The 25,464-nt window shown below is 55.9% G+C and carries 21 protein-coding genes and 19 other annotated features; of the genes, 18 read left to right on the top strand and 3 right to left on the bottom strand.

Going from position 1 to position 25,464, the window contains the following annotated elements; all coding sequences use genetic code 11:
• Positions 1-123 precede the first annotated feature (123 nt).
• Positions 124-936, bottom strand: a protein-coding gene (suhB, locus tag STM2546; protein ID NP_461481.1) for an inositol monophosphatase. Within the gene, positions 124-927 belong to an annotated coding region; the region does not span the whole gene.
• Positions 931-936 (bottom strand) — a ribosome-binding site (putative RBS for suhB; RegulonDB:STMS1H002649). Its footprint overlaps the gene before it by 6 nt.
• 96 nt (positions 937-1,032) lie before the next feature.
• Positions 1,033-1,038, top strand: a ribosome-binding site (putative RBS for STM2545; RegulonDB:STMS1H002647).
• On the opposite strand from suhB, the gene STM2545 reads away from it, so the two are divergent.
• The 11 genes from STM2545 (at position 1,033) to sseB (ending at position 10,131) form a co-directional block, all read left to right on the top strand.
• The gene (locus STM2545; RefSeq protein NP_461480.1) for a putative rRNA methylase occupies positions 1,033-1,777 on the top strand. Within the gene, positions 1,046-1,777 belong to an annotated coding region; the region does not span the whole gene. Its footprint overlaps the feature before it by 6 nt.
• Before the next feature lie 144 nt (positions 1,778-1,921).
• Positions 1,922-1,927: a ribosome-binding site (putative RBS for yfhP; RegulonDB:STMS1H002646), on the top strand.
• Positions 1,922-2,431 (top strand): hypothetical protein gene (gene yfhP / locus STM2544; protein ID NP_461479.1). Within the gene, positions 1,937-2,431 belong to an annotated coding region; the region does not span the whole gene. (Overlaps the previous feature by 6 nt.)
• Before the next feature lie 164 nt (positions 2,432-2,595).
• Positions 2,596-2,601: a ribosome-binding site (putative RBS for nifS; RegulonDB:STMS1H002645), on the top strand.
• Positions 2,596-3,826 (top strand): putative aminotransferase class-V gene (gene nifS, locus STM2543; RefSeq protein ID NP_461478.1). Within the gene, positions 2,612-3,826 belong to an annotated coding region; the region does not span the whole gene. (Overlaps the previous feature by 6 nt.)
• 13 nt (positions 3,827-3,839) lie before the next feature.
• Positions 3,840-3,845 (top strand) — a ribosome-binding site (putative RBS for nifU; RegulonDB:STMS1H002644).
• Positions 3,840-4,240, top strand: a protein-coding gene (gene nifU, locus STM2542) for a NifU homolog (protein ID NP_461477.1). Within the gene, positions 3,854-4,240 belong to an annotated coding region; the region does not span the whole gene. Its footprint overlaps the feature before it by 6 nt.
• Positions 4,241-4,257: 17 nt before the next feature.
• Positions 4,258-4,263, top strand: a ribosome-binding site (putative RBS for yfhF; RegulonDB:STMS1H002643).
• Positions 4,258-4,592 (top strand): putative regulator gene (gene yfhF, locus STM2541; protein NP_461476.1). Within the gene, positions 4,269-4,592 belong to an annotated coding region; the region does not span the whole gene. Its footprint overlaps the feature before it by 6 nt.
• Positions 4,593-4,754: 162 nt before the next feature.
• Positions 4,755-4,763, top strand: a -35 signal (putative -35_signal for hscB; RegulonDB:STMLTH004553).
• The gene (hscB, locus tag STM2540) for a co-chaperone protein Hsc20 (protein ID NP_461475.1) occupies positions 4,755-5,303 on the top strand. Within the gene, positions 4,788-5,303 belong to an annotated coding region; the region does not span the whole gene. It overlaps the preceding feature by 9 nt.
• Positions 4,771-4,779: a -10 signal (putative -10_signal for hscB; RegulonDB:STMLTH004553), on the top strand. It overlaps the preceding gene by 9 nt.
• Positions 4,779-4,784 (top strand) — a ribosome-binding site (putative RBS for hscB; RegulonDB:STMS1H002642). It overlaps the preceding feature by 1 nt.
• Positions 5,304-5,309: a ribosome-binding site (putative RBS for hscA; RegulonDB:STMS1H002641), on the top strand.
• Positions 5,304-7,166, top strand: a protein-coding gene (hscA, locus tag STM2539) for a chaperone protein (RefSeq protein NP_461474.1). Within the gene, positions 5,316-7,166 belong to an annotated coding region; the region does not span the whole gene. Its footprint overlaps the feature before it by 6 nt.
• Positions 7,158-7,163, top strand: a ribosome-binding site (putative RBS for fdx; RegulonDB:STMS1H002640). Its footprint overlaps the gene before it by 6 nt.
• Positions 7,158-7,503, top strand: a protein-coding gene (fdx, locus tag STM2538) for a [2FE-2S] ferredoxin (RefSeq protein ID NP_461473.1). Within the gene, positions 7,168-7,503 belong to an annotated coding region; the region does not span the whole gene. The genes hscA and fdx overlap by 9 nt, the downstream gene beginning before the upstream one ends.
• A gap of 2 nt (positions 7,504-7,505) precedes the next feature.
• Positions 7,506-7,511, top strand: a ribosome-binding site (putative RBS for yfhJ; RegulonDB:STMS1H002639).
• Positions 7,506-7,715 (top strand): hypothetical protein gene (yfhJ, locus tag STM2537; RefSeq protein ID NP_461472.1). Within the gene, positions 7,515-7,715 belong to an annotated coding region; the region does not span the whole gene. It overlaps the preceding feature by 6 nt.
• A 233-nt stretch (positions 7,716-7,948) precedes the next feature.
• Positions 7,949-7,954, top strand: a ribosome-binding site (putative RBS for pepB; RegulonDB:STMS1H002638).
• The gene (pepB, locus tag STM2536; RefSeq protein NP_461471.1) for a putative aminopeptidase occupies positions 7,949-9,245 on the top strand. Within the gene, positions 7,962-9,245 belong to an annotated coding region; the region does not span the whole gene. It overlaps the preceding feature by 6 nt.
• 100 nt (positions 9,246-9,345) lie before the next feature.
• Positions 9,346-10,131, top strand: a complete 786-nt coding sequence (gene sseB, locus STM2535; protein ID NP_461470.3) for an enhances serine sensitivity — start codon at positions 9,346-9,348, stop codon at positions 10,129-10,131.
• Positions 10,132-10,699: 568 nt separating this feature from the next.
• Here sseB and STM2534 read toward each other — a convergent pair.
• Together STM2534 and sseA are read right to left on the bottom strand one after the other, a co-directional pair.
• Positions 10,700-11,374 (bottom strand): putative cytoplasmic protein gene (locus tag STM2534; protein ID NP_461469.1). Within the gene, positions 10,700-11,368 belong to an annotated coding region; the region does not span the whole gene.
• Positions 11,369-11,374: a ribosome-binding site (putative RBS for STM2534; RegulonDB:STMS1H002637), on the bottom strand. It overlaps the preceding gene by 6 nt.
• A 240-nt stretch (positions 11,375-11,614) precedes the next feature.
• The gene (sseA, locus tag STM2533) for a putative sulfurtransferase (protein ID NP_461468.1) occupies positions 11,615-12,469 on the bottom strand. Within the gene, positions 11,615-12,457 belong to an annotated coding region; the region does not span the whole gene.
• Positions 12,464-12,469, bottom strand: a ribosome-binding site (putative RBS for sseA; RegulonDB:STMS1H002636). It overlaps the preceding gene by 6 nt.
• Positions 12,470-12,653: 184 nt before the next feature.
• Positions 12,654-12,659: a ribosome-binding site (putative RBS for STM2532; RegulonDB:STMS1H002635), on the top strand.
• On the opposite strand from sseA, the gene STM2532 reads away from it, so the two are divergent.
• The 7 genes from STM2532 to ndk all read left to right on the top strand — a co-directional run bounded on the left by STM2532 (position 12,654) and on the right by ndk (position 25,293).
• Positions 12,654-17,600 (top strand): putative inner membrane lipoprotein gene (locus STM2532; RefSeq protein ID NP_461467.1). Within the gene, positions 12,666-17,600 belong to an annotated coding region; the region does not span the whole gene. (Overlaps the previous feature by 6 nt.)
• Positions 17,601-19,916, top strand: coding sequence for a transglycosylase of penicillin-binding protein 1c (pbpC, locus tag STM2531; protein NP_461466.1), 2,316 nt, complete (start codon positions 17,601-17,603; stop codon positions 19,914-19,916).
• Between the two features lie 128 nt (positions 19,917-20,044).
• The gene (locus STM2530; RefSeq protein ID NP_461465.1) at positions 20,045-22,450 is read left to right on the top strand and encodes a putative anaerobic dimethylsulfoxide reductase; all 2,406 of its coding nucleotides are present in this window, start codon (positions 20,045-20,047) and stop codon (positions 22,448-22,450) included.
• Positions 22,440-22,445, top strand: a ribosome-binding site (putative RBS for STM2529; RegulonDB:STMS1H002634). It overlaps the preceding gene by 6 nt.
• The gene (locus tag STM2529) for a putative anaerobic dimethylsulfoxide reductase (RefSeq protein ID NP_461464.1) occupies positions 22,440-23,076 on the top strand. Within the gene, positions 22,447-23,076 belong to an annotated coding region; the region does not span the whole gene. The genes STM2530 and STM2529 overlap by 11 nt, the downstream gene beginning before the upstream one ends.
• Positions 23,063-23,068: a ribosome-binding site (putative RBS for STM2528; RegulonDB:STMS1H002633), on the top strand. (Overlaps the previous gene by 6 nt.)
• Positions 23,063-23,878, top strand: a protein-coding gene (locus STM2528) for a putative dimethylsulfoxide reductase (RefSeq protein NP_461463.2). Within the gene, positions 23,069-23,878 belong to an annotated coding region; the region does not span the whole gene. Before STM2529 ends, STM2528 begins: the two co-directional genes overlap by 14 nt.
• The gene (locus tag STM2527) at positions 23,878-24,741 is read left to right on the top strand and encodes a putative polyferredoxin (RefSeq protein NP_461462.1); all 864 of its coding nucleotides are present in this window, start codon (positions 23,878-23,880) and stop codon (positions 24,739-24,741) included. The genes STM2528 and STM2527 overlap by 1 nt, the downstream gene beginning before the upstream one ends.
• 111 nt (positions 24,742-24,852) lie before the next feature.
• Positions 24,853-24,858 (top strand) — a ribosome-binding site (putative RBS for ndk; RegulonDB:STMS1H002632).
• The gene (ndk, locus tag STM2526; protein NP_461461.1) for a nucleoside diphosphate kinase occupies positions 24,853-25,293 on the top strand. Within the gene, positions 24,862-25,293 belong to an annotated coding region; the region does not span the whole gene. It overlaps the preceding feature by 6 nt.
• The last annotated feature ends 171 nt before the right edge of the window (positions 25,294-25,464 follow it).

The following is a 25,464-nucleotide window of genomic DNA, read 5'->3' as shown; positions in this document are numbered from 1 at the left end:
TGCCAATAGCGGAGCAGGGAGCGATCGTACAAAAACATGCAGGCAAGTAAAGCGATGAGGCTGTGTTTAGGAAAAACGCCTGAAAAGGCACGGCGGATGAGTGGCCCCATCCGCCGAAGAGACTTAGCGCTTCAGCGCATCGCTCAGTTCGTCGCGCATATTCGCCAGCATGGCTTTAACGACGCGCGGATTCCCCGCCACGATATTACCGGTCATCATGTAGTTATGACCGCCGGTGAAATCGCTGACGATACCGCCCGCTTCACGAACCAGCAGTTCGCCCGCGGCGAAATCCCACGGACGAAGGCCAATTTCAAAGAAACCATCGACACGACCTGCAGCCACATAGGCCAGATCCAGCGCGGCGGAACCGGTGCGGCGGAAATCGGCGCATTCGGTGAACAGCTTGCCGATAATATTAATGTAGGTGGTCGCGTATTGTTTGGCTTTGAACGGGAAGCCAGTAGCGAGGATAGTGCCGTCCAGATCGCGAGCGGTACTGCCGCGCAGACGGTAGCCGTTCAGTTGCGCGCCCTGACCGCGGGTGGCGGTGAACAGTTCGTTACGCATCGGATCGTACACGACAGCCACTTCAGTACGGCCTTTAATGCGTACAGCAATGGAAACAGCGAAGTGTGGCAGACGTTTGATGAAGTTGGTGGTGCCATCCAGCGGATCGATAACCCATTGAACATCCTGATCTGTGCCAACGTGCTCACCGCTTTCTTCGGTGATAATAGTGTGTTGCGGGTAAGATTTGCGAATGGTGTCGATAATCACCGCTTCAGCGGCCTTATCTACATTGGTCACAAAATCGTTACTGCCTTTTTGGCTCGCTTCTACAGCGTCCGGAGTTTCATAGTTTTTGGCAATTACATTACCCGCCTTGCGCGCTGCGCGCACGGCGATGGTCAGCATCGGATGCATCGGTCTCTCTCACTGGATGTTAAAGAACGGGAAAACGGCGCAGAGTATAGCAGCGAGATCGGAATCTGTCTTGGTTTTATGGTAAGATGTCAGAATAATCTTTAGCTGAAGAAAGACAATGCTGCAAAACATTCGAATTGTGCTGGTGGAAACCTCCCACACCGGCAATATGGGCTCTGTGGCTCGCGCTATGAAAACCATGGGCTTAACTAACCTGTGGCTGGTAAACCCGTTGGTGAAACCGGACTCCCAGGCCATCGCCCTGGCGGCAGGCGCCAGCGATGTGATCGGTAATGCGCAGATCGTCGATACGCTGGATGAAGCGTTGGCTGGCTGTAGCCTGGTGGTCGGCACCAGCGCCCGTTCCCGCACTTTGCCGTGGCCGATGCTTGATCCGCGCGAGTGCGGCTTAAAAAGCGTGGCGGAAGCGGCAAATACGCCGGTTGCGCTGGTTTTTGGTCGTGAGCGTGTCGGGCTGACTAACGATGAGTTGCAAAAATGCCATTATCACGTCGCTATTGCCGCTAACCCGGAGTACAGCTCGTTGAATCTGGCGATGGCGGTACAGGTCATCGCGTATGAAGTCCGCATGGCCTGGCTGGCGACGCAGGAAAACGGCGACGCGGCAGATCATGAAGAGACGCCGTATCCGCTGGTGGACGATCTTGAACGCTTCTACGGCCATCTGGAGCAAACGTTGCTCTCCACTGGCTTTATTCGCGAAAACCATCCGGGGCAGGTGATGAATAAATTGCGCCGTCTGTTTACCCGCGCCCGCCCGGAAAGCCAGGAGTTGAATATTCTGCGTGGGATTCTGGCGTCTATTGAGCAGCAGAATAAAGGCAAGTAACCGCGTCAATATCGCACGGAACGCTAAATACCTGACTAATTTACTCAAGTAAATAGTTGACCAAATTACTCGGGAATGTCAGACTTGTCCCTGCTATGCAATACCCCCATTTTACAATAAAAAACCCCGGGCAGGGGCGAGTTTGAGGTTAAGTAAGACATGAGACTGACATCTAAAGGGCGTTATGCCGTGACCGCAATGTTAGACGTTGCGCTCAACTCCGAAGCGGGCCCGGTACCGTTGGCTGATATTTCTGAACGTCAGGGGATTTCCCTTTCTTATCTGGAACAGCTATTTTCCCGTTTACGTAAAAACGGTCTGGTTTCCAGCGTACGCGGGCCGGGCGGCGGTTATCTGCTGGGTAAAGATGCTGGCAGTATCGCGGTCGGCGAAGTGATCAGCGCGGTTGATGAATCCGTTGACGCGACCCGTTGCCAGGGCAAAGGCGGCTGCCAGGGCGGCGATAAATGCCTGACCCATGCGCTGTGGCGTGATTTAAGCGATCGCCTGACCGGTTTTCTCAACAATATTACCTTAGGCGAGCTGGTGAATAACCAGGAAGTTCTGGATGTGTCTGGTCGCCAGCACACGCATGACGCGCCGCGCGCCAGCGGTCGTGCGCAGGACGCTATCGACGTTAAATTACGCGCTTAATTAAAATATTACGCCATCTCTTCTGGCGGCCTCATGCGGTGAACGCCGCGGTCGTCTGAAGGATGAAGCGTAAAAAAGAATTCAGAATCAGGCCGGGACGCGGACGTCCCGTCAACACGGTCGTACATCCAGCCGGTTGCCTGATTCCTTGCATTGAGTGATGTACGGAGTTTAAGAGCAATGAAATTACCGATTTATCTCGACTACTCCGCAACCACGCCGGTGGACCCGCGTGTTGCCGAGAAAATGATGCAGTTTCTGACCCTGGACGGAACCTTTGGGAACCCGGCGTCTCGTTCACACCGTTTCGGCTGGCAGGCTGAAGAAGCCGTCGATATCGCCCGCAACCAGATTGCTGAACTGGTCGGCGCCGACCCGCGTGAAATCGTCTTTACCTCAGGGGCGACGGAGTCTGATAACCTGGCGATTAAAGGCGCTGCCAACTTTTATCAGAAAAAAGGCAAGCACATCATCACCAGCAAGACCGAGCACAAAGCGGTGCTGGACACCTGCCGTCAGCTTGAGCGCGAAGGGTTTGAAGTGACCTACCTGGCGCCGCAGCGCAACGGCATCATCGATCTCAACGAGCTCGAAGCAGCGATGCGTGACGACACCATTCTGGTTTCCATCATGCACGTGAACAACGAAATCGGCGTGGTGCAGGATATCGCGACCATCGGCGAAATGTGCCGCGCGCGCGGTATCATCTACCACGTTGATGCCACCCAGAGCGTGGGCAAACTGCCTATCGATCTGAGCCAACTGAAAGTGGATCTGATGTCCTTCTCCGGTCATAAAATTTATGGTCCGAAAGGCATTGGCGCGCTGTATGTGCGTCGTAAGCCGCGTATTCGCATTGAAGCGCAGATGCATGGCGGCGGGCACGAACGCGGTATGCGCTCTGGTACTCTGCCTGTCCACCAGATTGTCGGCATGGGCGAAGCTTACCGTATCGCGAAAGAAGAGATGGAGACCGAAATGGCCCGTCTGCGCGGTCTGCGTAACCGTCTGTGGAACGGCATCAAAGATATTGAAGAAGTTTACCTGAACGGCGACCTTGAGCAGGGCGCGCCAAACATTCTCAACGTGAGCTTTAACTACGTTGAAGGCGAGTCGCTGATCATGGCGCTGAAAGACCTGGCGGTCTCTTCCGGTTCCGCCTGCACCTCCGCCAGTCTGGAACCGTCCTACGTGCTGCGTGCGTTGGGCATGAATGACGAACTGGCGCATAGCTCTATCCGTTTCTCTTTAGGTCGTTTTACCACTGAAGAAGAGATCGACTACACCATTGATCTGGTTCGTAAATCCATTGGCCGTCTGCGTGACCTTTCTCCACTGTGGGAAATGTACAAGCAGGGTGTGGATCTGAACAGCATCGAATGGGCACATCATTAATCGGTATCGGAATCAGGAGAATTTATAATGGCTTACAGCGAAAAAGTAATCGATCACTATGAGAACCCGCGTAACGTAGGGTCGTTTGACAACAACGACGATAACGTGGGAAGCGGCATGGTTGGCGCGCCGGCCTGCGGCGACGTCATGAAGTTGCAGATTAAAGTTAACGATGAAGGTATCATTGAAGACGCGCGCTTCAAGACTTACGGCTGCGGTTCCGCTATCGCCTCCAGTTCTCTGGTAACGGAGTGGGTGAAAGGGAAATCCCTGGACGAAGCGCAGGCGATTAAAAACACCGACATTGCAGACGAACTGGAACTGCCGCCGGTGAAAATTCACTGCTCTATTCTGGCGGAAGACGCGATTAAAGCCGCTATTGCGGATTACAAAAGCAAACGCGAAGCGAAATAAAATAGAACGTTAACATTGAGGTTTTGTTATGTCGATTACACTTAGCGACAGTGCAGCAGCGCGAGTTAATACCTTCCTGGCCAACCGTGGTAAAGGGTTTGGTCTGCGTCTGGGCGTGAGAACCTCCGGCTGCTCAGGTATGGCTTATGTACTGGAATTTGTTGACGAGCCAACGGCGGAAGACACCGTGTTTGAAGACAAAGGCGTTAAGGTAGTGGTTGACGGCAAGAGCCTGCAATTTCTGGACGGTACACAGCTGGACTTCGTAAAAGAAGGTCTGAACGAAGGGTTTAAATTCTCCAACCCGAATGTGAAAGATGAGTGTGGTTGCGGCGAAAGCTTCCACGTGTAACCGTGTTCCGCTGTTATACCGAGCATTCGTGCTGTAGAAAAGCGGCAAGCGAGTGAATCCCCTGGCGCTTACTTGAGTAAATGACTGGGGGAACCCGCGCAGACAACGCATCTGCGGCGCGAAGTAAGAAGGTATAACCCCACCGTGGTCGCCTGCGTGTGGGGTTTGTTCTGACAGGCTATCCCTGAGAATGTTATGGATTACTTCACCCTCTTTGGCTTACCAGCCCGTTATCAGATTGACACCCAGGCGCTGAGCCTTCGTTTTCAGGATCTGCAACGCCAGTATCACCCTGACAAATTTGCCAACGGCACTCAGGCGCAGCAGCTTGCCGCCGTCCAGCAATCCGCCACGATCAACCAGGCCTGGCAAACGCTGCGTCACCCTTTGACGCGCGCGGAGTATCTGCTTTCCTTACACGGGTTCGATCTGGCCAGCGAGCAACATACGGTACGCGACACCGCGTTTCTGATGGAACAACTCACGCTTCGCGAAGAGCTGGACGATATCGAACAATCAAAAGACGACGCGCGGCTGGAAAGCTTCATCAAACGCGTACAAAAGATGTTTGATGCTCGTCTTCAGCAAATGGTGGAACAGTTGGACAACGCCGCGTGGGACGCGGCGGCGGATACGGTGCGCAAACTGCGGTTTCTCGATAAACTGCGAAGCAGCGCAGAACAACTCGAAGAAAAGCTGCTCGATTTTTAACTGGAATCTAACATGGCCTTATTACAAATTAGTGAGCCTGGTCTGAGCGCCGCGCCGCATCAGCGTCGTCTGGCGGCGGGCATCGACTTAGGCACTACCAACTCTCTGGTTGCGACGGTTCGCAGCGGCCAGGCGGAAACTCTGCCTGACCACGAAGGGCGCCACCTGTTGCCTTCAGTGGTTCACTATCAGCAGCAGGGCCATACGGTCGGTTACGCTGCGCGTGACAATGCCGCGCAGGATACGGCCAACACTATCAGCTCTGTGAAACGCATGATGGGACGCTCGCTGGCGGATATCCAGACGCGCTATCCGCATCTGCCTTACCGGTTTAAGGCAAGCGTTAATGGGCTGCCGATGATTGACACGGCGGCTGGATTGCTCAATCCGGTGCGCGTATCGGCTGATATTCTCAAAGCGCTGGCCGCGCGGGCTAGCGAATCGCTCTCCGGCGAGCTGGATGGCGTGGTGATTACCGTTCCCGCCTATTTCGATGATGCCCAACGTCAGGGAACGAAAGACGCCGCGCGGCTGGCAGGCCTGCATGTGCTGCGCCTGCTCAACGAACCGACGGCGGCGGCGATTGCCTACGGTCTGGACTCAGGCAAAGAAGGCGTTATTGCTGTTTACGATCTCGGCGGCGGTACCTTCGATATCTCTATTTTACGCCTGAGCCGCGGGGTGTTTGAAGTGCTGGCGACGGGCGGTGATTCTGCGCTCGGCGGCGACGACTTTGACCATCTGCTGGCGGACTATATTCGTGAGCAGGCGGGAATTGCCGATCGTAGCGACAATCGCGTTCAGCGCGAACTGCTGGATGCCGCGATTGCGGCGAAAATCGCCTTAAGCGATGCCGATACCGTTCGCGTTAACGTTGCGGGCTGGCAGGGGGAGATCACTCGCGAGCAGTTTAACGATCTCATTTCCGCGCTGGTTAAGCGCACGCTATTGGCCTGCCGTCGCGCATTGAAAGATGCCGGCGTTGAGCCCCAGGACGTTCTGGAAGTGGTCATGGTCGGCGGTTCGACCCGTGTACCGCTGGTGCGTGAGCGGGTGGGCGAATTTTTTGGCCGCACGCCGTTAACCGCTATTGACCCGGATAAAGTGGTCGCTATTGGCGCAGCGATTCAGGCCGATATTCTGGTCGGCAACAAGCCGGACAGCGAAATGCTGCTGCTGGACGTGATTCCACTCTCTCTTGGGCTGGAAACGATGGGCGGCCTGGTGGAAAAAGTCATTCCGCGCAACACCACTATCCCGGTGGCGCGCGCGCAGGATTTCACCACCTTCAAAGACGGCCAGACCGCGATGTCTATCCATGTGATGCAGGGCGAACGCGAACTGGTGCAGGACTGCCGCTCGCTGGCGCGCTTTGCGCTGCGCGGGATTCCGCCGCTGCCGGCGGGCGGGGCGCATATTCGCGTGACCTTCCAGGTAGACGCCGATGGCCTGTTGAGCGTCACCGCAATGGAAAAATCCACCGGCGTCGAGGCCTCCATTCAGGTCAAACCTTCCTATGGCCTGACCGATGGCGAAATCGCCTCGATGATCAAGGATTCCATGAGTTTTGCCGAGCAGGACGTGAAAGCGCGTATGCTGGCGGAGCAAAAAGTCGAAGCCGCGCGCGTGCTGGAAAGTTTGACCGGCGCGCTAACTGCCGACGCCGCGCTGTTAAGCGCCGCAGAACGTCAATGCATTGATGATGCCGCCGCACATTTAAGCGCGGTCGCACAAGGCGATGATGTTGACGCCATAGAACAAGCCATTAAAAACGTAGATAAACAAACCCAGGAATTTGCCGCTCGCCGCATGGACCAGTCGGTTCGTCGCGCGTTGAAAGGCCATTCCGTAGACGAGGTTTAACATGCCGAAGATTGTTATTCTGCCTCATCAGGATCTTTGTCCGGATGGCGCAGTTCTGGAAGCTGAGACCGGTGAAACCATTCTTGACGTTGCGCTGCGCAACGGCATCGAGATTGAACACGCCTGTGAGAAATCGTGCGCCTGCACCACCTGTCACTGTATTGTACGTGAAGGCTTCGACTCCTTGCCGGAAAGTTCGGAAGAAGAAGACGATATGCTGGATAAAGCGTGGGGGCTGGAGCCGGAAAGTCGACTGAGCTGCCAGGCCCGCGTTACCGACGACGATCTGGTTATCGAAATTCCACGTTACACAATCAACCATGCGCGTGAGCATTAACAGAGGGTAGTATGGGACTCAAGTGGACCGATAGCCGCGAGATCGGCGAAGCGTTATACGACGCATATCCTGATGTCGATCCTAAAACCGTTCGTTTCACCGATCTGCATCAGTGGATCTGCGAACTGGACGATTTTGACGACGACCCTAACGCATCCAATGAAAAAATTCTGGAGGCGATTCTGCTAGTCTGGTTGGATGAAGCAGAGTAATTTTTGCGTCATGATCCTCGCCGCAGGTGCGTTGGCTACGTTCGCTCACCCCAGTCACATAGTTTGCTATGCTCCCGGGGATGATGAGGGACATCCTTGTCCCTCACCAGAGGCAGCCTTTGGCTGTGCAAATTCGTTCCCGACGAATTTGTCGCTCACTTGCCGCCTTCCTGCAACGCGAATCATTTAGCAAAAGATCTAACGGGCTGCCCTACGGCGGCCCGTTTGCTAATAAGGAAAATAACAATGACAGAAGCCATGAAAATTACGCTTTCCACGCAGCCTGCCGATGCGCGCTGGGGCGATAAAGCCACTTACAGTATTAATAACGACGGTATTACCTTGCATCTTAACGGTAAAGACGATCTGGGATTGATCCAGCGTGCGGCGCGTAAAATCGACGGCCTGGGAATAAAACAGGTCGCGCTGACAGGCGAAGGATGGGATACCGAGCGTTGTTGGGCATTCTGGGCGGGTTACAAAGGACCAAAAGGCGTCCGTACCGTAATGTGGCCGGATTTAGACGATGCCCAACGTCAGGAGCTGGATAACCGCCTGACCATTATTGACTGGGTGCGCGACACCATTAATGCTCCGGCGGAAGAGCTTGGGCCGGAGCAACTGGCGCAGCGCGCAGTGGATCTGCTGTGCAGCGTCGCGTGCGATAGCGTCACTTACCGTATCACCAAAGGCGAAGATCTGCGCGAGCAGAACTATATGGGGTTGCATACCGTAGGCCGTGGTTCTGAGCGTCCGCCGGTGCTGCTGGCGCTGGATTACAACCCGACGGGAGACAAAGATGCGCCGGTTTATGCCTGCCTGGTCGGTAAAGGTATCACCTTTGACTCCGGCGGCTACAGTATCAAACAAAGCGCTTTTATGGACTCAATGAAATCCGATATGGGCGGCGCGGCGACAGTAACGGGCGCGCTGGCGTTCGCCATTACCCGTGGGTTGAATAAACGCGTAAAACTGTTCCTGTGCTGCGCCGATAATCTGATCAGCGGCAATGCGTTTAAACTGGGCGATATTATTCGCTACCGTAATGGTAAGAATGTCGAAGTCATGAATACCGATGCGGAGGGGCGACTGGTACTGGCGGATGGCCTGATTGACGCCAGCGCGCAACACCCGCAGCTAATCATTGATATGGCGACGTTAACCGGCGCGGCGAAAACAGCGCTGGGTAACGACTACCATGCGCTATTCAGTTTTGACGATACGCTGGCGGGGCGCTTGTTGACCAGCGCGGCGCAAGAAAATGAACCGTTCTGGCGTCTGCCGCTGGCGGAGTTCCACCGTAACCAGCTGCCGTCTAACTTTGCGGAACTGAACAACACCGGCAGCGCGGCTTATCCCGCCGGGGCAAGCACCGCCGCGGGTTTTTTGTCGCACTTTGTTGAAAATTACCGCGAAGGCTGGCTGCACATTGACTGTTCCGCCACTTATCGCAAAGCGCCGGTTGAGCAGTGGGCTGCCGGGGCAACCGGTCTGGGTGTGCGCACCATCGCGAATTTGCTGACCGCCTGAACGGTGTTTTTGTAGGCCGGGTAAGCGAAGCGCCACCCGGCATTTTGCCTGATGGCGACGCCGTGCGTCTTATCAGGCCTACAACCCATATACATAATTTGTGATTCCTATGTCCGAAACTAAAAATGAATTAGAAATCTTGCTGGAGAAAGCGGCGACTGAGCCCGCGCATCGTCCGGCATTTTTCCGTACCTTACTGGAGTCCACCGTCTGGGTGCCGGGCAGCGCTGCCGAAGGCGAGGCGATTGTGGAAGACAGCGCTCTGGATTTGCAGCACTGGGAAAAAGAAGACGGCACGACCGTCATTCCCTTCTTTACTTCTCTGGAGGCGCTGCAGCAGGCCGTGGAAGACGAACAGGCGTTTGTGGTGATGCCGGCGCGCACGCTGTTTGAAATGACGCTTGGCGAAACGCTATTCCTCAACGCTAAATTGCCGACCGGCAAAGAGTTTATGCCGCGTGAAATCAGCCTGCTTCTCGCTGAGGAAGGCAGTCCGTTAAGTACGCAGGAAGTGCTGGAAGGCGGCGAGTCGCTTATTCTATCCGAAGTGGCCGAGCCGCCGTCGCAGATGATTGATTCCCTCACTACGCTGTTTAAAACCATCAAACCGGTGAAACGCGCGTTTCTCTGCGCGATTAAAGAACATGCGGACGCCCAACCCAATCTGCTGATTGGCATTGAGGCTGACGGCGAAATTGAAGAGATCATTCACGCAGCGGGCAATGTGGCGACCGACACGTTACCGGGTGACGAACCGATCGATATTTGTCAGGTGAGGAAGGGCGAGCAGGGTATCAGCCACTTTATCACCGAGCATATCGCGCCGTTCTACGAGCGCCGCTGGGGCGGGTTCCTGCGCGATTTTAAACAGAACCGCATCATCTGAAGAAAAGAAAGCCGCCCAACAGGGCGGCCTCCTGGCTTACCTGCTCTGGACGTTGAGCGTTACGGGAACAGAATTACCTGGGTAGCTTCTGTCTGCGTGAAGACACAACGTGCCAGAAACAAGAAGCACGACACAAAAGCATCGTACCTTCATGTTGCGGTCCTTGCGAAGACCGCATCACGGCAGCACCGCTGGCGATAATGCCGTGATAGCAGGCACTACGGTGTGCCTGCGCTTACGGCCATGGGTTATCCTCTCCTGAAGCCAGCGCCCGTTTGCGAGACGGCGGAAAGGGCCGGGAAAGATAATACCTCAAATATTGAATAGTTTCCCGGTAAATCATATTGACATTTGCTCCCTTAAAAGGGAGTATTAATCCCCTACGGTGTGCCTGCGTTGCTATGGCAACAAAGCCTGCTGGAAAGGCCGCGAACCGGACCAGCACAAAAAAACCGCTCAATTGAGCGGTTTTTTTGTGGCCTGCTTAAACAGAATTTATGTAGATTCGCTTTAAATCAGCCTGAACGGTAGGCCGGATAAGCGTGAGCGCCACCCGACATCATGTCGATTAATCGACGAGCGCGTCCAGTTTTGCCCAAAACGCCTCATGATAATCCTCCAGGTCAAGTAAAGCGGCATCGCGTTGTTCATTCATTTTTTGCTGTGCCTTCCATTGCGGAAGATGTAAATCCTCTTCGGTAAAGCCAATGTCTTTAGCGCCCGAAATAATATTATAGAGATATTCCACCAGGGAAGACTCCGCCAGCCAGAATTCATTACGTTCCATGCGGGCAATAGGGTATTCGCCGTTGGCATCCCGTTCTGTGATATAGATAAAAATGGCCTGATCGCCGACATGATCGATACGAATTAATGCCGGAAGACGGGGATCGTTACTCCAGACAGGCATCAGATCTTCAATATCAATACCTGAGCTATCCATGCCAACGCCGTAATACGCCTCTTCATCAGGGGAGTAAGAATGAATTACTCCCTCGTTATCAATAGATTTTTGTAATGTTTCAATCACAGGCATATTATAATTGCTCAGGAGATCGCGGTCGTAGGCCAGTAGCGCCTTCAGGCTTTCAGGTAACTCAGTGGTTTCCGTATTTTGCGGATCGCGATACTTACGCACTCGCAGACGACTTATTTCCTCGGCAGACATAGGAGTAGGTACCTTATTACGGTTAACCTTTTTAACCAACTCAATTAAATTAGTGAGTGAAATATCCATTTTCCATCCTTAAAAAATTATATTTACAGGAGTTATTTTCCGGTGAAAACAAAAACAGCGGTAATGATACTCCTTATACCGGACGTAAAGTATTTACCGATAAAAAATAGGATTTTATTAAGAGAAAATAATGCCCGTTTGCAGGACAGCGGAAAAGAGCGGAATAAAAACAATGTCTGTAGATCGTTTTACATCAGCCTGAACGGTAGGCCGGATAAGCGTGAGCGCCATCCGGCATGGCGGATATTAAGCGGGTTCAACCGGTAAATCGGTACGCGCGCCCCATTCGCTCCACGCGCCGTCGTAAAGCGTGACGTCAGGCACATCCAGCGTGGCGAGCGCCAGCACCACGACCGCGGCCGTCACGCCGGAACCGCAGCTGGCGATAATCGGTCTGTCGAAACTCACGCCGTGGCTGAAAAAAACCTCATTCAGTTCGTCAGTGGTCTTTAATTCGCCCTCATACACCAGTTCCGTCCACGGGACGTTTAGCGCGCCAGGAATGTGTCCGCGCCTCAGTCCCGGACGCGGTTCATCAGCCTGAGCGTTAAAACGCGCCGCCGGACGCGCGTCAACGATTTGCGCGGTTTTTTCATGACTTGCCAGCAATACGTCGGTGAGACGCACCACGGCTTGCGGCGCGAATTTCGCCTCAAACTCGCCTCCTTCATGCGCTTCCTCGCCTTCGCGCAATAGCCATTCGTCGCGCTGCCAGCCCGCCAGTCCGCCCGCCAGAATGGACACTTTCTCGGCACCGAACGTGCGCAGCATCCACCATGCCCGCGGAGCGGAGAACAGATTGCCTTCATCGTATATGACCAGGTGTTTATCCTGACGAACACCCAGTTCACGCATGGCTACCGCAAACGCTTCCGGGCGCGGCATCATATGCGGCAACGGCGATGCGCGATCGGAGAGCGCTTCAATATCAAAAAACAGCGCACCGGGAATATGTCCGGCGCGATATTCGCCCGCCATATCACGATGTTCCTGTCCTGGCGGCGCCATACGGGCGTCAAGAATCTGTATTTCCGGATCATCAATATGTTCGGCAAGCCAGTCGGCGGCGACAAAAAAGGCGGTGGTCATGGGCATCTCCATTGTTACCTGATTATGGTCAAATTGTCGGACGTTTCCCGAAAAGGGACAAGTAGAAGAGGCTGTTTTGGCTGGCGAAACCACATTTCTGCGTAAAATTTTCGCATCATCACAGTAATACGGACTTACACAATAAAATTTCTCGCGCATAATATCTCATCAACCGTTGCTGACAGGCCGTTAAGGCCAGGGATGAAAGATGAAACATTTACGCGTGGTGGCCTGCATGATCATGCTGGCGCTGGCGGGATGCGATAACAACGATAAAACCGCCCCGACGACTAAAAGCGAAGCGCCAGCCGTAGCGCAGCCCTCGCCCGCGCAAGACCCGGCACAGCTACAAAAGCTGGCGCAGCAAAGCCAGGGCAAAGCGCTCACGCTATTAGACGCCTCCGAAGCGCAGCTCGACGGCGCGGCGACGCTGGTGCTGACGTTTTCAATTCCTTTAGATCCTGAACAGGATTTCTCCCGTGTGGTTCACGTGGTTGATAAGAAAAGCGGCAGCGTTGACGGCGCATGGGAGCTGGCGCCAAATTTAAAAGAGCTAAGGTTACGTCATCTGGAACCTGAGCGCGTGCTGGTGGTCACGGTTGATCCCGCCGTTAAGGCGCTGAATAACGCCACCTTCGGCAAGTCTTATGAAAAAACGATTACCACGCGTGATGTCCAGCCCAGCGTCGGCTTTGCCAGCCGGGGATCGCTGCTACCGGGGAAAATCGCGGAAGGACTGCCGGTCATGGCGCTTAACGTCAACCACGTTGATGTGAACTTTTTCCGCGTTAAGCCCGGATCGCTGGCGTCATTTGTCAGCCAGTGGGAGTACCGTAGTTCTCTCTCTAACTGGGAGTCCGACAATCTGCTGAAAATGGCGGATCTGGTTTATACCGGTCGTTTTGATCTTAATCCGGCGCGCAATACGCGTGAGAAACTGCTGCTGCCATTAAGCGATATTAAGCCGCTGCAACAGGCGGGCGTATATGTGGCGGTAATGAATCAGGCTGGACACTACAACTATAGTAATGCCGCTACGTTGTTTACCCTTAGCGATATCGGCGTGTCCGCGCACCGTTACCATAATCGGCTGGATATCTTTACGCAAAGCCTGGAAAACGGCGCGGCGCAGTCGGGAATTGAGATCGTTCTTCTGAATGATAAAGGGCAGACGCTGGCGCAGGCGACGAGCGACGCGCAGGGACATGTGCAACTGGAGGCTGATAAAGCGGCGGCGCTATTACTGGCGCGTAAAGAGGAGCAGACCACGCTGCTCGATCTCACGCTTCCGGCTCTGGATCTGTCGGAATTTAATGTCGCTGGCGCGCCCGGCTACAGCAAGCAGTTCTTTATGTTCGGCCCGCGCGATCTCTACCGCCCGGGCGAAACGGTTATCCTCAACGGATTACTGCGCGATAGCGACGGTAAAACGCTGCCCGATCAACCCGTTAAGCTGGAAGTGGTAAAACCAGACGGACAGGTGATGCGTACCGTCGTCAGCCAGCCGGAAAACGGGCTATACCGTTTGAATTATCCGCTGGATATCAACGCGCCGACCGGCTTGTGGCATGTCCGCGCCAACACCGGCGATAATTTGCTGCGGAGTTGGGATTTCCACGTGGAAGACTTTATGCCGGAGCGGATGGCGCTCAACCTGACGGCGCAAAAAACACCGCTGGCGCCTGCGGATGAGGTGAAATTCTCCGTTGTCGGCTATTACTTGTATGGCGCGCCTGCTAACGGCAATACCCTGCAAGGGCAACTTTTCCTGCGTCCCCTGCGCGACGCTGTCGCGGCGTTGCCTGGCTTCCAGTTCGGCAATATTGCCGAAGAGAATCTTTCGCGCAGCCTGGACGAAGTTCAACTGACGTTGGATAAAGGCGGACGTGGTGAAGTGAGTGCTGCCAGCCAGTGGCAAGAAGCGCATTCGCCGCTGCAGGTAATTCTACAGGCCAGCCTGCTGGAGTCTGGCGGTCGTCCGGTCACTCGTCGCGTAGAGCAGGCGATTTGGCCTGCCGATACGTTACCGGGAATTCGTCCACAGTTCGCCGCCAAAGCGGTATACGACTACCGTACGGATACCACCGTTAATCAACCGATTGTCGACGAAGACAGCAACGCCGCATTCGATATTGTTTACGCCAACGCGCAGGGCGAGAAAAAAGCGGTGTCCGGTTTACAGGTGCGGCTCATCCGCGAGCGTCGCGACTATTACTGGAACTGGTCGGAAAGCGAAGGCTGGCAGTCGCAGTTTGATCAAAAAGATCTGGTGGAGGGCGAGCAGACGCTGGATCTGAACGCGGATGAAACCGGAAAAGTCAGCTTCCCGGTGGAATGGGGCGCGTACCGTCTGGAGGTCAAAGCGCCGAATGAGACGGTCAGCAGCGTTCGTTTCTGGGCCGGCTATAGCTGGCAGGATAACAGCGACGGTAGCGGCGCGGCGCGTCCGGATCGCGTCACCCTCAAACTGGATAAAGCGAATTATCGTCCAGGCGATACCATGAAATTGCATATCGCCGCGCCGGTCGCCGGTAAAGGTTATGCGATGGTGGAGTCCAGCGATGGTCCGCTGTGGTGGCAGGCGATCGACGTGCCGGCGCAGGGGCTGGAGCTCACGATTCCGGTGGATAAAACCTGGAATCGCCACGATCTCTATCTCAGTACGCTGGTGGTGCGTCCCGGCGATAAATCTCGTTCCGCGACGCCAAAACGCGCCGTGGGGTTACTACATCTACCGCTGGGGGATGACAACCGCCGCCTCGATCTGGCGCTGGAAAGCCCGGCTAAAATGCGCCCGAATCAGCCGCTCACCGTCAGGGTTAAAGCCAGCGTTAAACACGGCGAAATGCCAAAACAGATCAACGTGCTGGTCTCCGCGGTCGATAGCGGCGTATTGAACATCACCGATTACGCGACGCCGGACCCGTGGCAGGCGTTCTTCGGTCAAAAACGCTACGGTGCGGATATCTACGATATTTACGGCCAGGTCATTGAAGGGCAGGGGCGGCTGGCGGCGTTGCGTTTTGGCGGCGATGGCGACGACCTTAAGCGCGGCGGAAAACCGCCGGTAAACCATGTCAATATCATCGCGCAGCAGGCGCAGCCGATCACGCTCAATGAGCAGGGCGAAGGGGTCGTAACGCTGCCGATTGGCGACTTTAACGGCGAACTGCGGGTTATGGCGCAGGCATGGACAGCGGACGATTTTGGTCGCGGCGAAAGCAAAGTCGTTGTCGCCGCGCCAGTGATTGCCGAGCTGAATATGCCGCGTTTTCTGGCGGGAGGGGATGTTTCGCGACTGGTGCTGGACGTCACCAATCTGACCGACCGTCCGCAGACGCTGAATATTGCGCTCGCCGCCAGTGGGTTACTGGAACTGCTTAGCCAGCAGCCGCAACCGGTCAACCTGGCGCCGGGCGTGCGCACCACCTTATTCGTTCCGGTACGCGCGCTGGAAGGTTTTGGCGAAGGCGAAATCCAGGCGACCATTAGCGGTCTGAATCTGCCGGGAGAAACCCTCGACGCGCAGCATAAGCAGTGGCAAATCGGCGTGCGTCCGGCCTGGCCTGCCCAAACGGTAAATAGCGGCATTGCGCTGGCTCCGGGAGAGAGCTGGCATGTACCAGAGCAGCATCTGGCAAACATCTCGCCAGCCACGTTACAGGGACAACTGCTGTTAAGCGGAAAACCGCCGCTCAATCTGGCGCGCTACATTCGCGAGCTGAAAGCATATCCGTACGGGTGCCTGGAACAAACCACCAGTGGGTTATTCCCGGCGCTGTATACCAATGCCGCTCAATTGCAGTCGCTCGGTATTACCGGCGATAGCGATGAAAAACGGCGCGCTGCGGTAGATATCGGCATCTCCCGGATACTACAGATGCAGCGTGATAACGGCGGTTTTGCGCTATGGGATGAAAATGGGGCGGAAGAGCCCTGGCTAACGGCCTACGCGATGGATTTCCTTATTCGCGCGGGCGAGCAGGGATATAGCGTCCCGCCGGAGGCCATTAACCGGGGCAATGAGCGACTGCTGCGCTATCTGCAGGATCCCGGTACGATGCTGATTCGTTATAGCGATAATACTCAGGCCAGTACTTTTGCCGCTCAGGCTTACGCTGCGCTGGTACTGGCGCGTCAGCAGAAAGCGCCGCTCGGCACGCTGCGCGAAATCTGGGAGCGCCGTAGTCAGGCGGCTTCAGGACTGCCGCTGATGCAATTGGGCATCGCGTTAAACACGATGGGTGATGCCAGACGCGGCGAAGAGGCCATTACGCTGGCTCTGAATACGCCGCGTCAGGACGAACGGCAATGGATAGCGGATTACGGCAGTTCTCTGCGCGATAACGCTCTGATGTTGTCGCTACTGGAAGAGAACAACCTCAGACCGGACGCGCAAAACGCGCTATTAAGCTCGCTTTCTGAGCAGGCCTTCGGTCAGCGCTGGCTCTCTACCCAGGAGAACAATGCCTTGTTCCTCGCCGCGCATTCGCGACAGGCCAGCGCGGGCGCCTGGCAGGTGCAGACCTCGTTAGAGGCGCAGCCGCTGTCGGGCGACAAGGCGCTGACCCGTAATCTGGATGCTGACCAGCTGGCCGCCCTTGAGGTGACGAACACCGGTAGCCAGCCGCTATGGCTGCGTCTGGATAGCAGCGGCTATCCCTCATCTGCGCCTGAGCCTGCCAGCAACGTTTTGCAGATTGAACGACAAATACTGGGGACCGATGGTCAGCGTAAATCGCTGTCCTCGTTGCGTAGCGGCGAACTGGTGCTGGTCTGGTTAACGGTAGTGGCCGATCGCAATGTGCCGGATGCGCTGGTGGTGGACCTGCTCCCGGCCGGGCTGGAGCTGGAAAACCAGAATCTGGCTGACAGCAGCGCCAGCCTGCCGGAGAGCGGTAGCGAAGTGCAAAATCTGCTTAATCAGATGCAGCAGGCGGATATTCAGTATATGGAATTCCGCGACGATCGGTTTGTGGCTGCCGTCGTTGTCAATGAGGGCCAGCCCGTGACGCTGGTCTACCTGGCGCGCGCGGTAACGCCGGGGACGTACCAGCTTGCGCAACCGCAGGTGGAATCGATGTATGCGCCTCAGTGGCGGGCAACCGGCGCGAGCGAGGGGCTGCTGATTGTGACGCCTTAAATGAACGGTTGGCGTGGTAAACGTGGCCGCTGGCTGTGGCTGGCGGGCGCGCCGCTTTTTATTTTCCTGGCGTTATGGGCAGCGGATAAACTCTGGCCGCTGCCGCTCAATGAGGTCCATCCTGCGCGGGTCGTGGTAGCCCATGACGGTACGCCGCTGTGGCGCTTTGCCGACGCCGGGGGGATCTGGCGTTATCCGGTGACGATTGAAGAGGTCTCTCCCCGCTACCTGGAGGCCCTAATCAATTACGAAGATCGCTGGTTCTGGCGGCACCCTGGCGTTAACCCTTTCTCCGTCGCGCGCGCGGCATGGCAGGATCTTACCGCCGGGCGCGTTATTTCCGGCGGCAGTACGCTGACTATGCAGGTGGCGAGACTGCTGGACCCGCATTCGCGCACGTTCGGCGGTAAAATCCGCCAGCTTTGGCGCGCCCTCCAGCTTGAATGGCATTTGTCCAAGCGCGATATCCTGACGCTGTACCTGAACCGCGCGCCGTTCGGCGGCACGCTACAGGGTATTGGCGCTGCAAGCTGGGCCTACTTCGGCAAGCCGCCCGCGCGCCTGAGCTACGCTGACGCGGCGCTGCTGGCCGTATTGCCGCAGGCGCCGAGCCGGTTACGCCCCGACCGCTGGCCTGCGAGAGCCGAAGCGGCACGAAATAAAGTGCTGGATCGGATGGCGGCGCAGGGCGTCTGGCCTGCCGAAACGGTACGCGAGTCGCGTGAAGAACCGGTCTGGCTGGCGCCGCGTCAAATGCCGCAACTGGCGCCGCTTTTTGCCCGAATGATGTTGAGTAAAAGCCAGAACGACAAAATTGTGACCACGCTGGACGCCGGGTTGCAGCGGCAACTGGAAGATCTGGCGCGGGCATGGAAAGGGCGGCTGCCTGCACGCAGTTCGTTGGCGATGATCGTCGTCGATCATACCGATATGAGCGTGCGCGGCTGGGTAGGATCGGTAGACCTTAATGACGACAGCCGTTTTGGTCATGTCGACATGGTAACGGCGATCCGATCGCCGGGATCGGTACTCAAACCCTTTGTGTATGGTCTGGCGCTGGATGACGGCTTGATCCATCCCGCATCATTATTACAGGACGTTCCGCGCCGTACCGGAGATTACCGCCCGGGAAACTTCGACAGCGGATTTCACGGCCCGGTCAGCATGAGCGACGCGCTGGTACGCTCGCTGAATCTGCCAGCCGTTCAGGTGCTTGAAGCCTATGGGCCGAAACGATTTGCGGCAAAACTGCGTAACGTCGGCCTGCCGCTATATTTGCCTGCTGGCGCGGCGCCCAATCTTTCGCTGATTCTGGGCGGCGCGGGCGCGCGGCTTGACGAGATGGCGGCGGCATACAGCGCGTTCGCTCGTCATGGGAAAGCGGCGAAACTACGGTTACAGCCGGACGATCCGCTGTCGGAAAGACCATTAATGTCGCCGGGAGCGGCGTGGATCATTCGACGGATTATGGCGGATGAAGCGCAACCCTTGCCGGATAACGCGCTGCCGCGCATTGTGCCGTTGGCGTGGAAAACCGGCACCAGTTACGGCTATCGCGATGCGTGGGCTATTGGCGTTAACGCGCGCTATATCATCGGTATCTGGACAGGCAGACCCGACGGCACGCCTGTGGTGGGGCAATTTGGTTTTGCCAGCGCGGTGCCATTGCTTAACCAGGTCAATAATCTGTTACTGGCGCATACGGGACGCCTGCCGGAAGATCCGCGTCCGCAGGCGGTAAGCCGCGGCGTCATTTGCTGGCCGGGCGGACAGACTCTGCCTGCCGGAGACAGCAACTGTCGCCGCCGACTGGCGACATGGCTGCTCGATGACAGCCAGCCGCCCACGCTGCTGTTACCTGAGCAGGAAGACATCAACGGTATTCGTTTCCCGGTCTGGCTGGATGATACGGGGCGGCGTGTCGCTGCCGACTGTCCGCAGGCGCGTGCGCATACGTTTATCGTCTGGCCGCGGCCGCTGGAGCCGTGGCTGCCGCCTGCGGAAAGACGTAGCGCCCGCTTGCCCGCGGCGTCCGACCACTGTCCGCCGCTACAGGGCAATGACGCCGCGCCGTTAATGCTGTCAGGAGTGAGGGATGGCGCGGTGATCAGGCAATTGCCAGGCCAGGAAAACGTCACGCTGCCCGTCTCGACTACCGGCGGCAAAGGGCGTCGCTGGTGGTTTTTAAATGGCGAACCTGTTAATGGCGAAAATAATCGCCTTTCTTTATTACTCAATATCGCTGGACGTTATCAACTTGTCGTAATGGATGAGTCCGGTCAGGTTGCAGCGGTTAATTTTGAATTAATACGTTAACAACTCTTCAGAATAAATTATGAATTTCATTTAATTTAAAGTTAATGAGAATTATTAATTTTTCCGGAATTACCCTTAATGAGGGAGCTTGATAAATATCAAGAGAACCAGCGCATAAAAACGTGAGAATGGGTTTTTATTTGACGAGTCGGATCATGAAAAATATAAAAAGCCAGGGAAATGGCGAACAGCCCGCTATTTCTCGCCGCCACTTTATCCAGGCCAGCTCCGCGCTTATTGCGTTACCGTTTGTCTCCTCGCCAGCTACCGCTCAGGCGCGCGCTGTGACGGCAACTGAAAACAGGCCTGCGGAAAAAGTCGTTCAGACATGCAGCACTTTTGACTGCGGGGGCAAATGCGATATTCGGGCGCATGTTAGTGACGGTATCGTGACGCGAATTTCAACGCGACCGGATAATGCGCTGGATGCGCAAATGCCGGTGATGCGTGCCTGTGTTCGTGGACGCGCATACCGTAAATTTGTTTATCATCCTGACAGACTTAAATATCCCATGAAGCGCGTAGGAAAACGCGGTGAAGGAAAATTTGAGCGAATTTCCTGGGATGAAGCGACAACCTTAATCGCCGATAATTTAAAATCGATTACTGAAAAATATGGCCCGGCTTCGCGCTATGTTCATGTTGGTACCGCCGTTTCCGGCGGCACCTTTTCCGGCGATAAAATGGCACGTCGCCTGTTGAATCTGACCGGCGGATATCTCGAAAGCTACCATTCTGTGAGTATGGGCAACACGGCGGCCGCGACGCCTTATACTTACGGCATTGCCGCCAGCGGCAGTTCACTGGATACGCTTTTGGACACCAAACTGGTGATTCTGTGGGGCCATAACCCGACGGAGACCATTTTTGGTCATACCAACTATTTCTTGCAGAAGATGAAGCAGAACGGTACGCGGTTTATCGTGGTTGATCCGCGCTATTCCGACACCGTTTCGTCGCTGGCGGATCAGTGGATCCCGCTGCTGCCCACCACCGACAATGCGCTGATGGACGCGATGATGTACGTCATCATCAGCGAGAATCTGCACGATCGCGCATTTATTGCGCGTTACGCTATCGGTTTTGATGAAGACTCAATGCCGGAAGGCGTACCGGCTAACGAATCGCTGGTGGCGTATCTGACCGGCGCCAAAGACGGTGTCGTTAAGTCCCCCGAGTGGGCGGAAAAGATCACCCATGTGCCGGCGCAAACCATTCGCCAGTTAGCGCGTGATTACGCGAATACCAAACCCGCCGCGTTGATTCAGGGGTGGGGACCACAGCGCCACAACTGCGGCGAGCGCACCGCGCGCGGTTCGACTCTACTGGCGACCATTACCGGTAATGTCGGCATCAAAGGCGGTTGGGCTGCGGGTTACGGCGGCTGCGCTAACCGTAAATTCGCCGCGGGTCCGGAGATGCCGGATAACCCGGTAAAAGCCAAAATTTCGGTGATGAACTGGGTGCAGGCCGCAGACGACGCCAGCAAAGTGACGCCGGATATGGGGCTGAAAGATGCCGATAAGCTGGACAGTAACATCCGTATTCTGTTCTCGCTGGCCGGGAACTATCTGGCGAATCAGAACCCCGATCTGCACCAGGCGGTACGCGTACTGGAGGATGAATCAAAGATCCAGTTTATTGTCGCCAGCGATCTGTTTATGACGCCGAGCGCGAAATACGCTGATCTACTGCTGCCGGAAACCAGCTTTATGGAACGCTGGAACATCGGTGAAACCTGGGGCACGGCAAGCTACCTGATACTCTCTGAAAAACTGATTGAGCCTGAATTTGAGCGGCGCTCCGACTACGACTGGCTACGTGAGGTGGCGGCGAAATTAGGCATTGAGAATGAATTTAGCCAGGGGCGCGATGAGAAAGCGTGGATTGAACACATCTGGGAACAGACGCGCCTGGCGATGCCGGACGAAAATCTGCCGGATTTCGCCACGCTGCAAAAGACCCGTCAGCATCTGTTCAAAAGCGCGCCATTTATCGCCTTTGAAGACAATATTCGCGATCCGGAAAATCATCCGTTCCCGACGCCGTCAGGGAAAATAGAGATCTTCTCGAAGCGCCTCTACGACATGCAGCATCCGGAAATCCCGGCGTTATCGCACTACGTTCCCGCGCATGAAGGCCCGGAGGATGCGCTGGCGAAAGATTTTCCGCTCCAGTTAATTACGTGGAAAGGAAAAAACCGCGCCAACTCAACGCAATACGCTAACCCGTGGCTGATTGAAGTGCAGCAGCAGACATTGTGGATCAACCCGCAGGATGCGCAAAAGCGCGGCATTACGCATGGCGACATGGTGCGCATTCATAACTCACGCGGGATTTGCGAAATCCCGGCGGAAGTGACGCCGCGCATTATTCCCGGCGTTGTCGCGATGCAGGCTGGCGCCTGGTGGCAGCCGGATGAAAACGGCGTTGATAAAGGCGGCTGTGCGAACGTCCTCAGCTCGGCCCGTATTACCGCGCTGGCGAAGGGAAATTCACATCAAACCATGCTGGTGGAGGTGGCTAAAGCATGAGTCAGTTTACACATTACCCGCCGGTGAGCGATAAACAACTGGGATTTTTCATCGACTCCTCACGCTGCTCCGGTTGTAAAGCCTGCCAGGTGGCCTGCAAAGACAAAAACAATCTGGAAGTAGGCCGTCGTTTCCGCCGCGTCTATGAAGTCAAGGGCGGAAGTTTCATCCCGACCGGGCAGGGTGGGGTCAGCAATAACGTATTTGCTTATACGCTTTCCATTTCCTGCAACCACTGTGCGGACCCTGTCTGCACCAAAAATTGCCCGACTACCGCTATGCATAAACGCCCGGGTGACGGCATTGTGCGCGTTGATACCGACAAATGCGTCGGCTGTGGCTATTGCGCCTGGTCCTGCCCTTATGGCGCGCCGCAGCTTAACGAGCAGACCGGCCAAATGTCTAAGTGCGACATGTGCGTTGATTTACTGGCGAAAGGTGAACCGCCCGTCTGTGTTGCGACCTGTCCGCTGGAGGCCATCAAGTTTGGTCCGATTGATGAACTGCGCGCGAAGTACGGTAGCGTATGCGACGTTAACGGGCTGCCAGATTCATCCATAACCAAACCTAATCTGGTTGTCAAAGCGCATCAGGGCGCAGAAAAAGAGGGTAAACGCCATGCATGAGTTACCGCTGCTGATTTTTACGCTCTGTTTGCAAGGGTCCGTGGGCGTGACAGTGTGGCTGGCGTTGGGCCGCCAGTACGCCGTAGAGGGACGCGTGCCTGCACGCGGCGCGCTTCCCGCGATGGCGGGGGCGTTTGTACTGGCCTGCGTGGGGCTGCTTGCTTCAGCGCTGCACATGGGCTATCCCCTGAATGCGCTAAATGCGTTACGTCATGTCGCCAGTTCGTGGCTGAGTCGCGAAATCGTCTTTGCCAGCCTTTATCTGGCGGCGCTGGGGCTAGGGATTGTGCTGCTGTTTTTCCGAAAGCCAGGCTGGCAGCCGCTGCTGGCGCTGGCGGCAGCGTTTGGGCTGGTGGATGTATTCTGCATGGCGCAGGTTTATATCCATGCCTCGGTGGCGACCTGGCAGCATAGCAACACGCTGGCGCTGTTCTTTGGCACGTCAGGCATTATCGGCTCGGTAGTCATTGCGCTGGCTTATCTGCGCAACGCTGGCGCCGCAATGCGCTGCGCTGTGGTGGTGGTCGCACTGATGGTGCTGATTCGCCTGATCATGCAGCCGCTATGGCTGGCGGATATTAATGCGGTGGATACGACGGTCGTCACTTTCCCGCATCATCCGCTACAGGCGCTGGCGCAGTTGCGTGACGTCTATCTTCTCGGCTGGTGTGTCTCAGCGGCGGGAATGCTCTGCTTTGCCGCAGGCGGTCTGCGAAACGCCAGAGGGACGCTGGTGGCGGGCAGCGTATTGCTGCTTCTCGGCGAGATTATGCTGCGCTACGTCTTCTTTAGTATTGGCTGATGGTTAACCTGACGATCGATCCGGCGGTAGACGTGACGCAGGCCTGCGTCCGTCGTCGCTTTCGTTTTTCTTCCTGCCGCGCTTGCGCCGATGTTTGTCCGGCGCAGGCGTTTTCGCTGGCGCAGGGGCAGGTCAGCATAGATACGACGCGCTGCATAGCCTGTGGCGACTGTCTGTTTGTCTGTCCTGTTGACGCCATTACCGGTATCAAACCGGTTAAACGCTTTGTGCAGGGGGATACGTTGGTGGGGCCGTTTTCGCTACAGGCGCCAACGGTCGATGAACTGCTTCTCTGGCACAGCCAGTACGGTATTCGCTTTATTGATATTGCGGTGGAGCGATCGGCGCAGTGGCTGATGGCGCTGGCGAGGCTAAATTTAGCGCTGCGCCGCTACGGCGAGCCGGGCTGGTCTTTCAAACACGTTGTCGGCGCGGAGATTAACGCCTCGCGGCGCACTCTGTTTCATGTTCCGCGCGACGCCATTACCCCGTGCGCCGTCGAGCCGGGGAAACGGCGTCTCAGACAGGCGTTTTCCGCGTTCAGCGAATGCGTACCCGAAATCAGTCCGCAAGAGTGCAGGATGTGCGGCGCCTGCTGGCGAAGCTGCCCGGAAAACGTTATCCAGTTTGACGACAATACCCTGACGATAGCGGCGGCGCGTTGTACGGGATGCGGCGGCTGTGCGGCGGTATGTCCGCATCAGGCGCTGCGGCTGCGGTTTGACGTGGAACCCGCCTCAACGCGGCATAGTACGGCGTATACGCTCACCTGCGACATCTGCAAACGTACTTTTCATGCTCTCACGCCTGAACACACGCACTGCGTGCTGTGTCAGTCCCCTGAGTTTGCTGTGCGCCTTTAACTTTTGTTGCTAATGCTCATTTTATTTTAAAAAAATGTTACCTGCATCCATAGGCAATTGATGGGATGCTCTTTATAATCCGCGCCTGACATAACAACAGAACATATTTCAGAGGTAAACATGGCTATTGAACGGACTTTTTCCATCATTAAACCCAACGCGGTGGCAAAAAACGTTATTGGCAGCATCTTTGCGCGCTTTGAAGCTGCAGGGTTCAAAATTGTTGGCACTAAAATGCTGCACCTGACCGTTGAGCAGGCGCGCGGCTTCTATGCTGAGCACGACGGCAAGCCGTTCTTTGACGGTCTGGTGGAGTTCATGACCTCTGGCCCTATCGTGGTATCCGTGCTGGAAAGTGAAAATGCGGTACAGCGTCACCGCGATCTGCTTGGCGCCACCAATCCGGCGAACGCGTTGGCGGGTACGCTGCGCGCCGACTACGCTGATAGCTTAACTGAAAACGGCACCCACGGTTCGGATTCGCTGGAATCCGCGCAGCGCGAAATCGCCTTTTTCTTCGGTGAAGGCGAAGTGTGCCCGCGCACCCGTTAATCTCCTTCGTCTTTCACGCTGTAAATGCGTTGGCGATAAATTATCGGTTCAAATATTATTTTTGCTAATGCCGCGTGCAGACGTGGCATCCTTACGCCAGAATTTGTACAATGCAGCGCCCCCGGACGAGCAGTAAGCTTACCGGGGCGTTTCTTTTTTCAACCCTCCAGG

This window comes from Salmonella enterica subsp. enterica serovar Typhimurium str. LT2, from assembly GCF_000006945.2.
In the GTDB taxonomy this organism is placed as follows: domain Bacteria; phylum Pseudomonadota; class Gammaproteobacteria; order Enterobacterales; family Enterobacteriaceae; genus Salmonella; species Salmonella enterica.
The sequence above is the reverse complement of the archived record's forward strand: the minus strand, read 5'-3'. Positions and strand labels throughout refer to the sequence as shown.

Bases quoted from the DNA above. Each gene is read 5' to 3' on its own strand.
- nifU (NP_461477.1), top strand. From the start codon at position 3,854: ATGGCTTACAGCGAAAAAGTAATCGATCACTATGAGAACCCGCGTAAC.
- STM2545 (NP_461480.1), top strand. From the start codon at position 1,046: ATGCTGCAAAACATTCGAATTGTGCTGGTGGAAACCTCCCACACCGGC.
- yfhJ (NP_461472.1), top strand. From the start codon at position 7,515: ATGGGACTCAAGTGGACCGATAGCCGCGAGATCGGCGAAGCGTTATAC.
- STM2529 (NP_461464.1), top strand. From the start codon at position 22,447: ATGAGTCAGTTTACACATTACCCGCCGGTGAGCGATAAACAACTGGGA.
- STM2528 (NP_461463.2), top strand. From the start codon at position 23,069: ATGCATGAGTTACCGCTGCTGATTTTTACGCTCTGTTTGCAAGGGTCC.
- fdx (NP_461473.1), top strand. From the start codon at position 7,168: ATGCCGAAGATTGTTATTCTGCCTCATCAGGATCTTTGTCCGGATGGC.
- STM2532 (NP_461467.1), top strand. From the start codon at position 12,666: ATGAAACATTTACGCGTGGTGGCCTGCATGATCATGCTGGCGCTGGCG.
- pbpC (NP_461466.1), top strand. From the start codon at position 17,601: ATGAACGGTTGGCGTGGTAAACGTGGCCGCTGGCTGTGGCTGGCGGGC.
- yfhF (NP_461476.1), top strand. From the start codon at position 4,269: ATGTCGATTACACTTAGCGACAGTGCAGCAGCGCGAGTTAATACCTTC.
- hscA (NP_461474.1), top strand. From the start codon at position 5,316: ATGGCCTTATTACAAATTAGTGAGCCTGGTCTGAGCGCCGCGCCGCAT.
- STM2534 (NP_461469.1), bottom strand. From the start codon at position 11,368: ATGGATATTTCACTCACTAATTTAATTGAGTTGGTTAAAAAGGTTAAC.
- yfhP (NP_461479.1), top strand. From the start codon at position 1,937: ATGAGACTGACATCTAAAGGGCGTTATGCCGTGACCGCAATGTTAGAC.
- nifS (NP_461478.1), top strand. From the start codon at position 2,612: ATGAAATTACCGATTTATCTCGACTACTCCGCAACCACGCCGGTGGAC.
- STM2527 (NP_461462.1), top strand. From the start codon at position 23,878: ATGGTTAACCTGACGATCGATCCGGCGGTAGACGTGACGCAGGCCTGC.
- pepB (NP_461471.1), top strand. From the start codon at position 7,962: ATGACAGAAGCCATGAAAATTACGCTTTCCACGCAGCCTGCCGATGCG.
- sseA (NP_461468.1), bottom strand. From the start codon at position 12,457: ATGACCACCGCCTTTTTTGTCGCCGCCGACTGGCTTGCCGAACATATT.
- suhB (NP_461481.1), bottom strand. From the start codon at position 927: ATGCATCCGATGCTGACCATCGCCGTGCGCGCAGCGCGCAAGGCGGGT.
- STM2530 (NP_461465.1), top strand. From the start codon at position 20,045: ATGGGTTTTTATTTGACGAGTCGGATCATGAAAAATATAAAAAGCCAG.
- ndk (NP_461461.1), top strand. From the start codon at position 24,862: ATGGCTATTGAACGGACTTTTTCCATCATTAAACCCAACGCGGTGGCA.
- hscB (NP_461475.1), top strand. From the start codon at position 4,788: ATGGATTACTTCACCCTCTTTGGCTTACCAGCCCGTTATCAGATTGAC.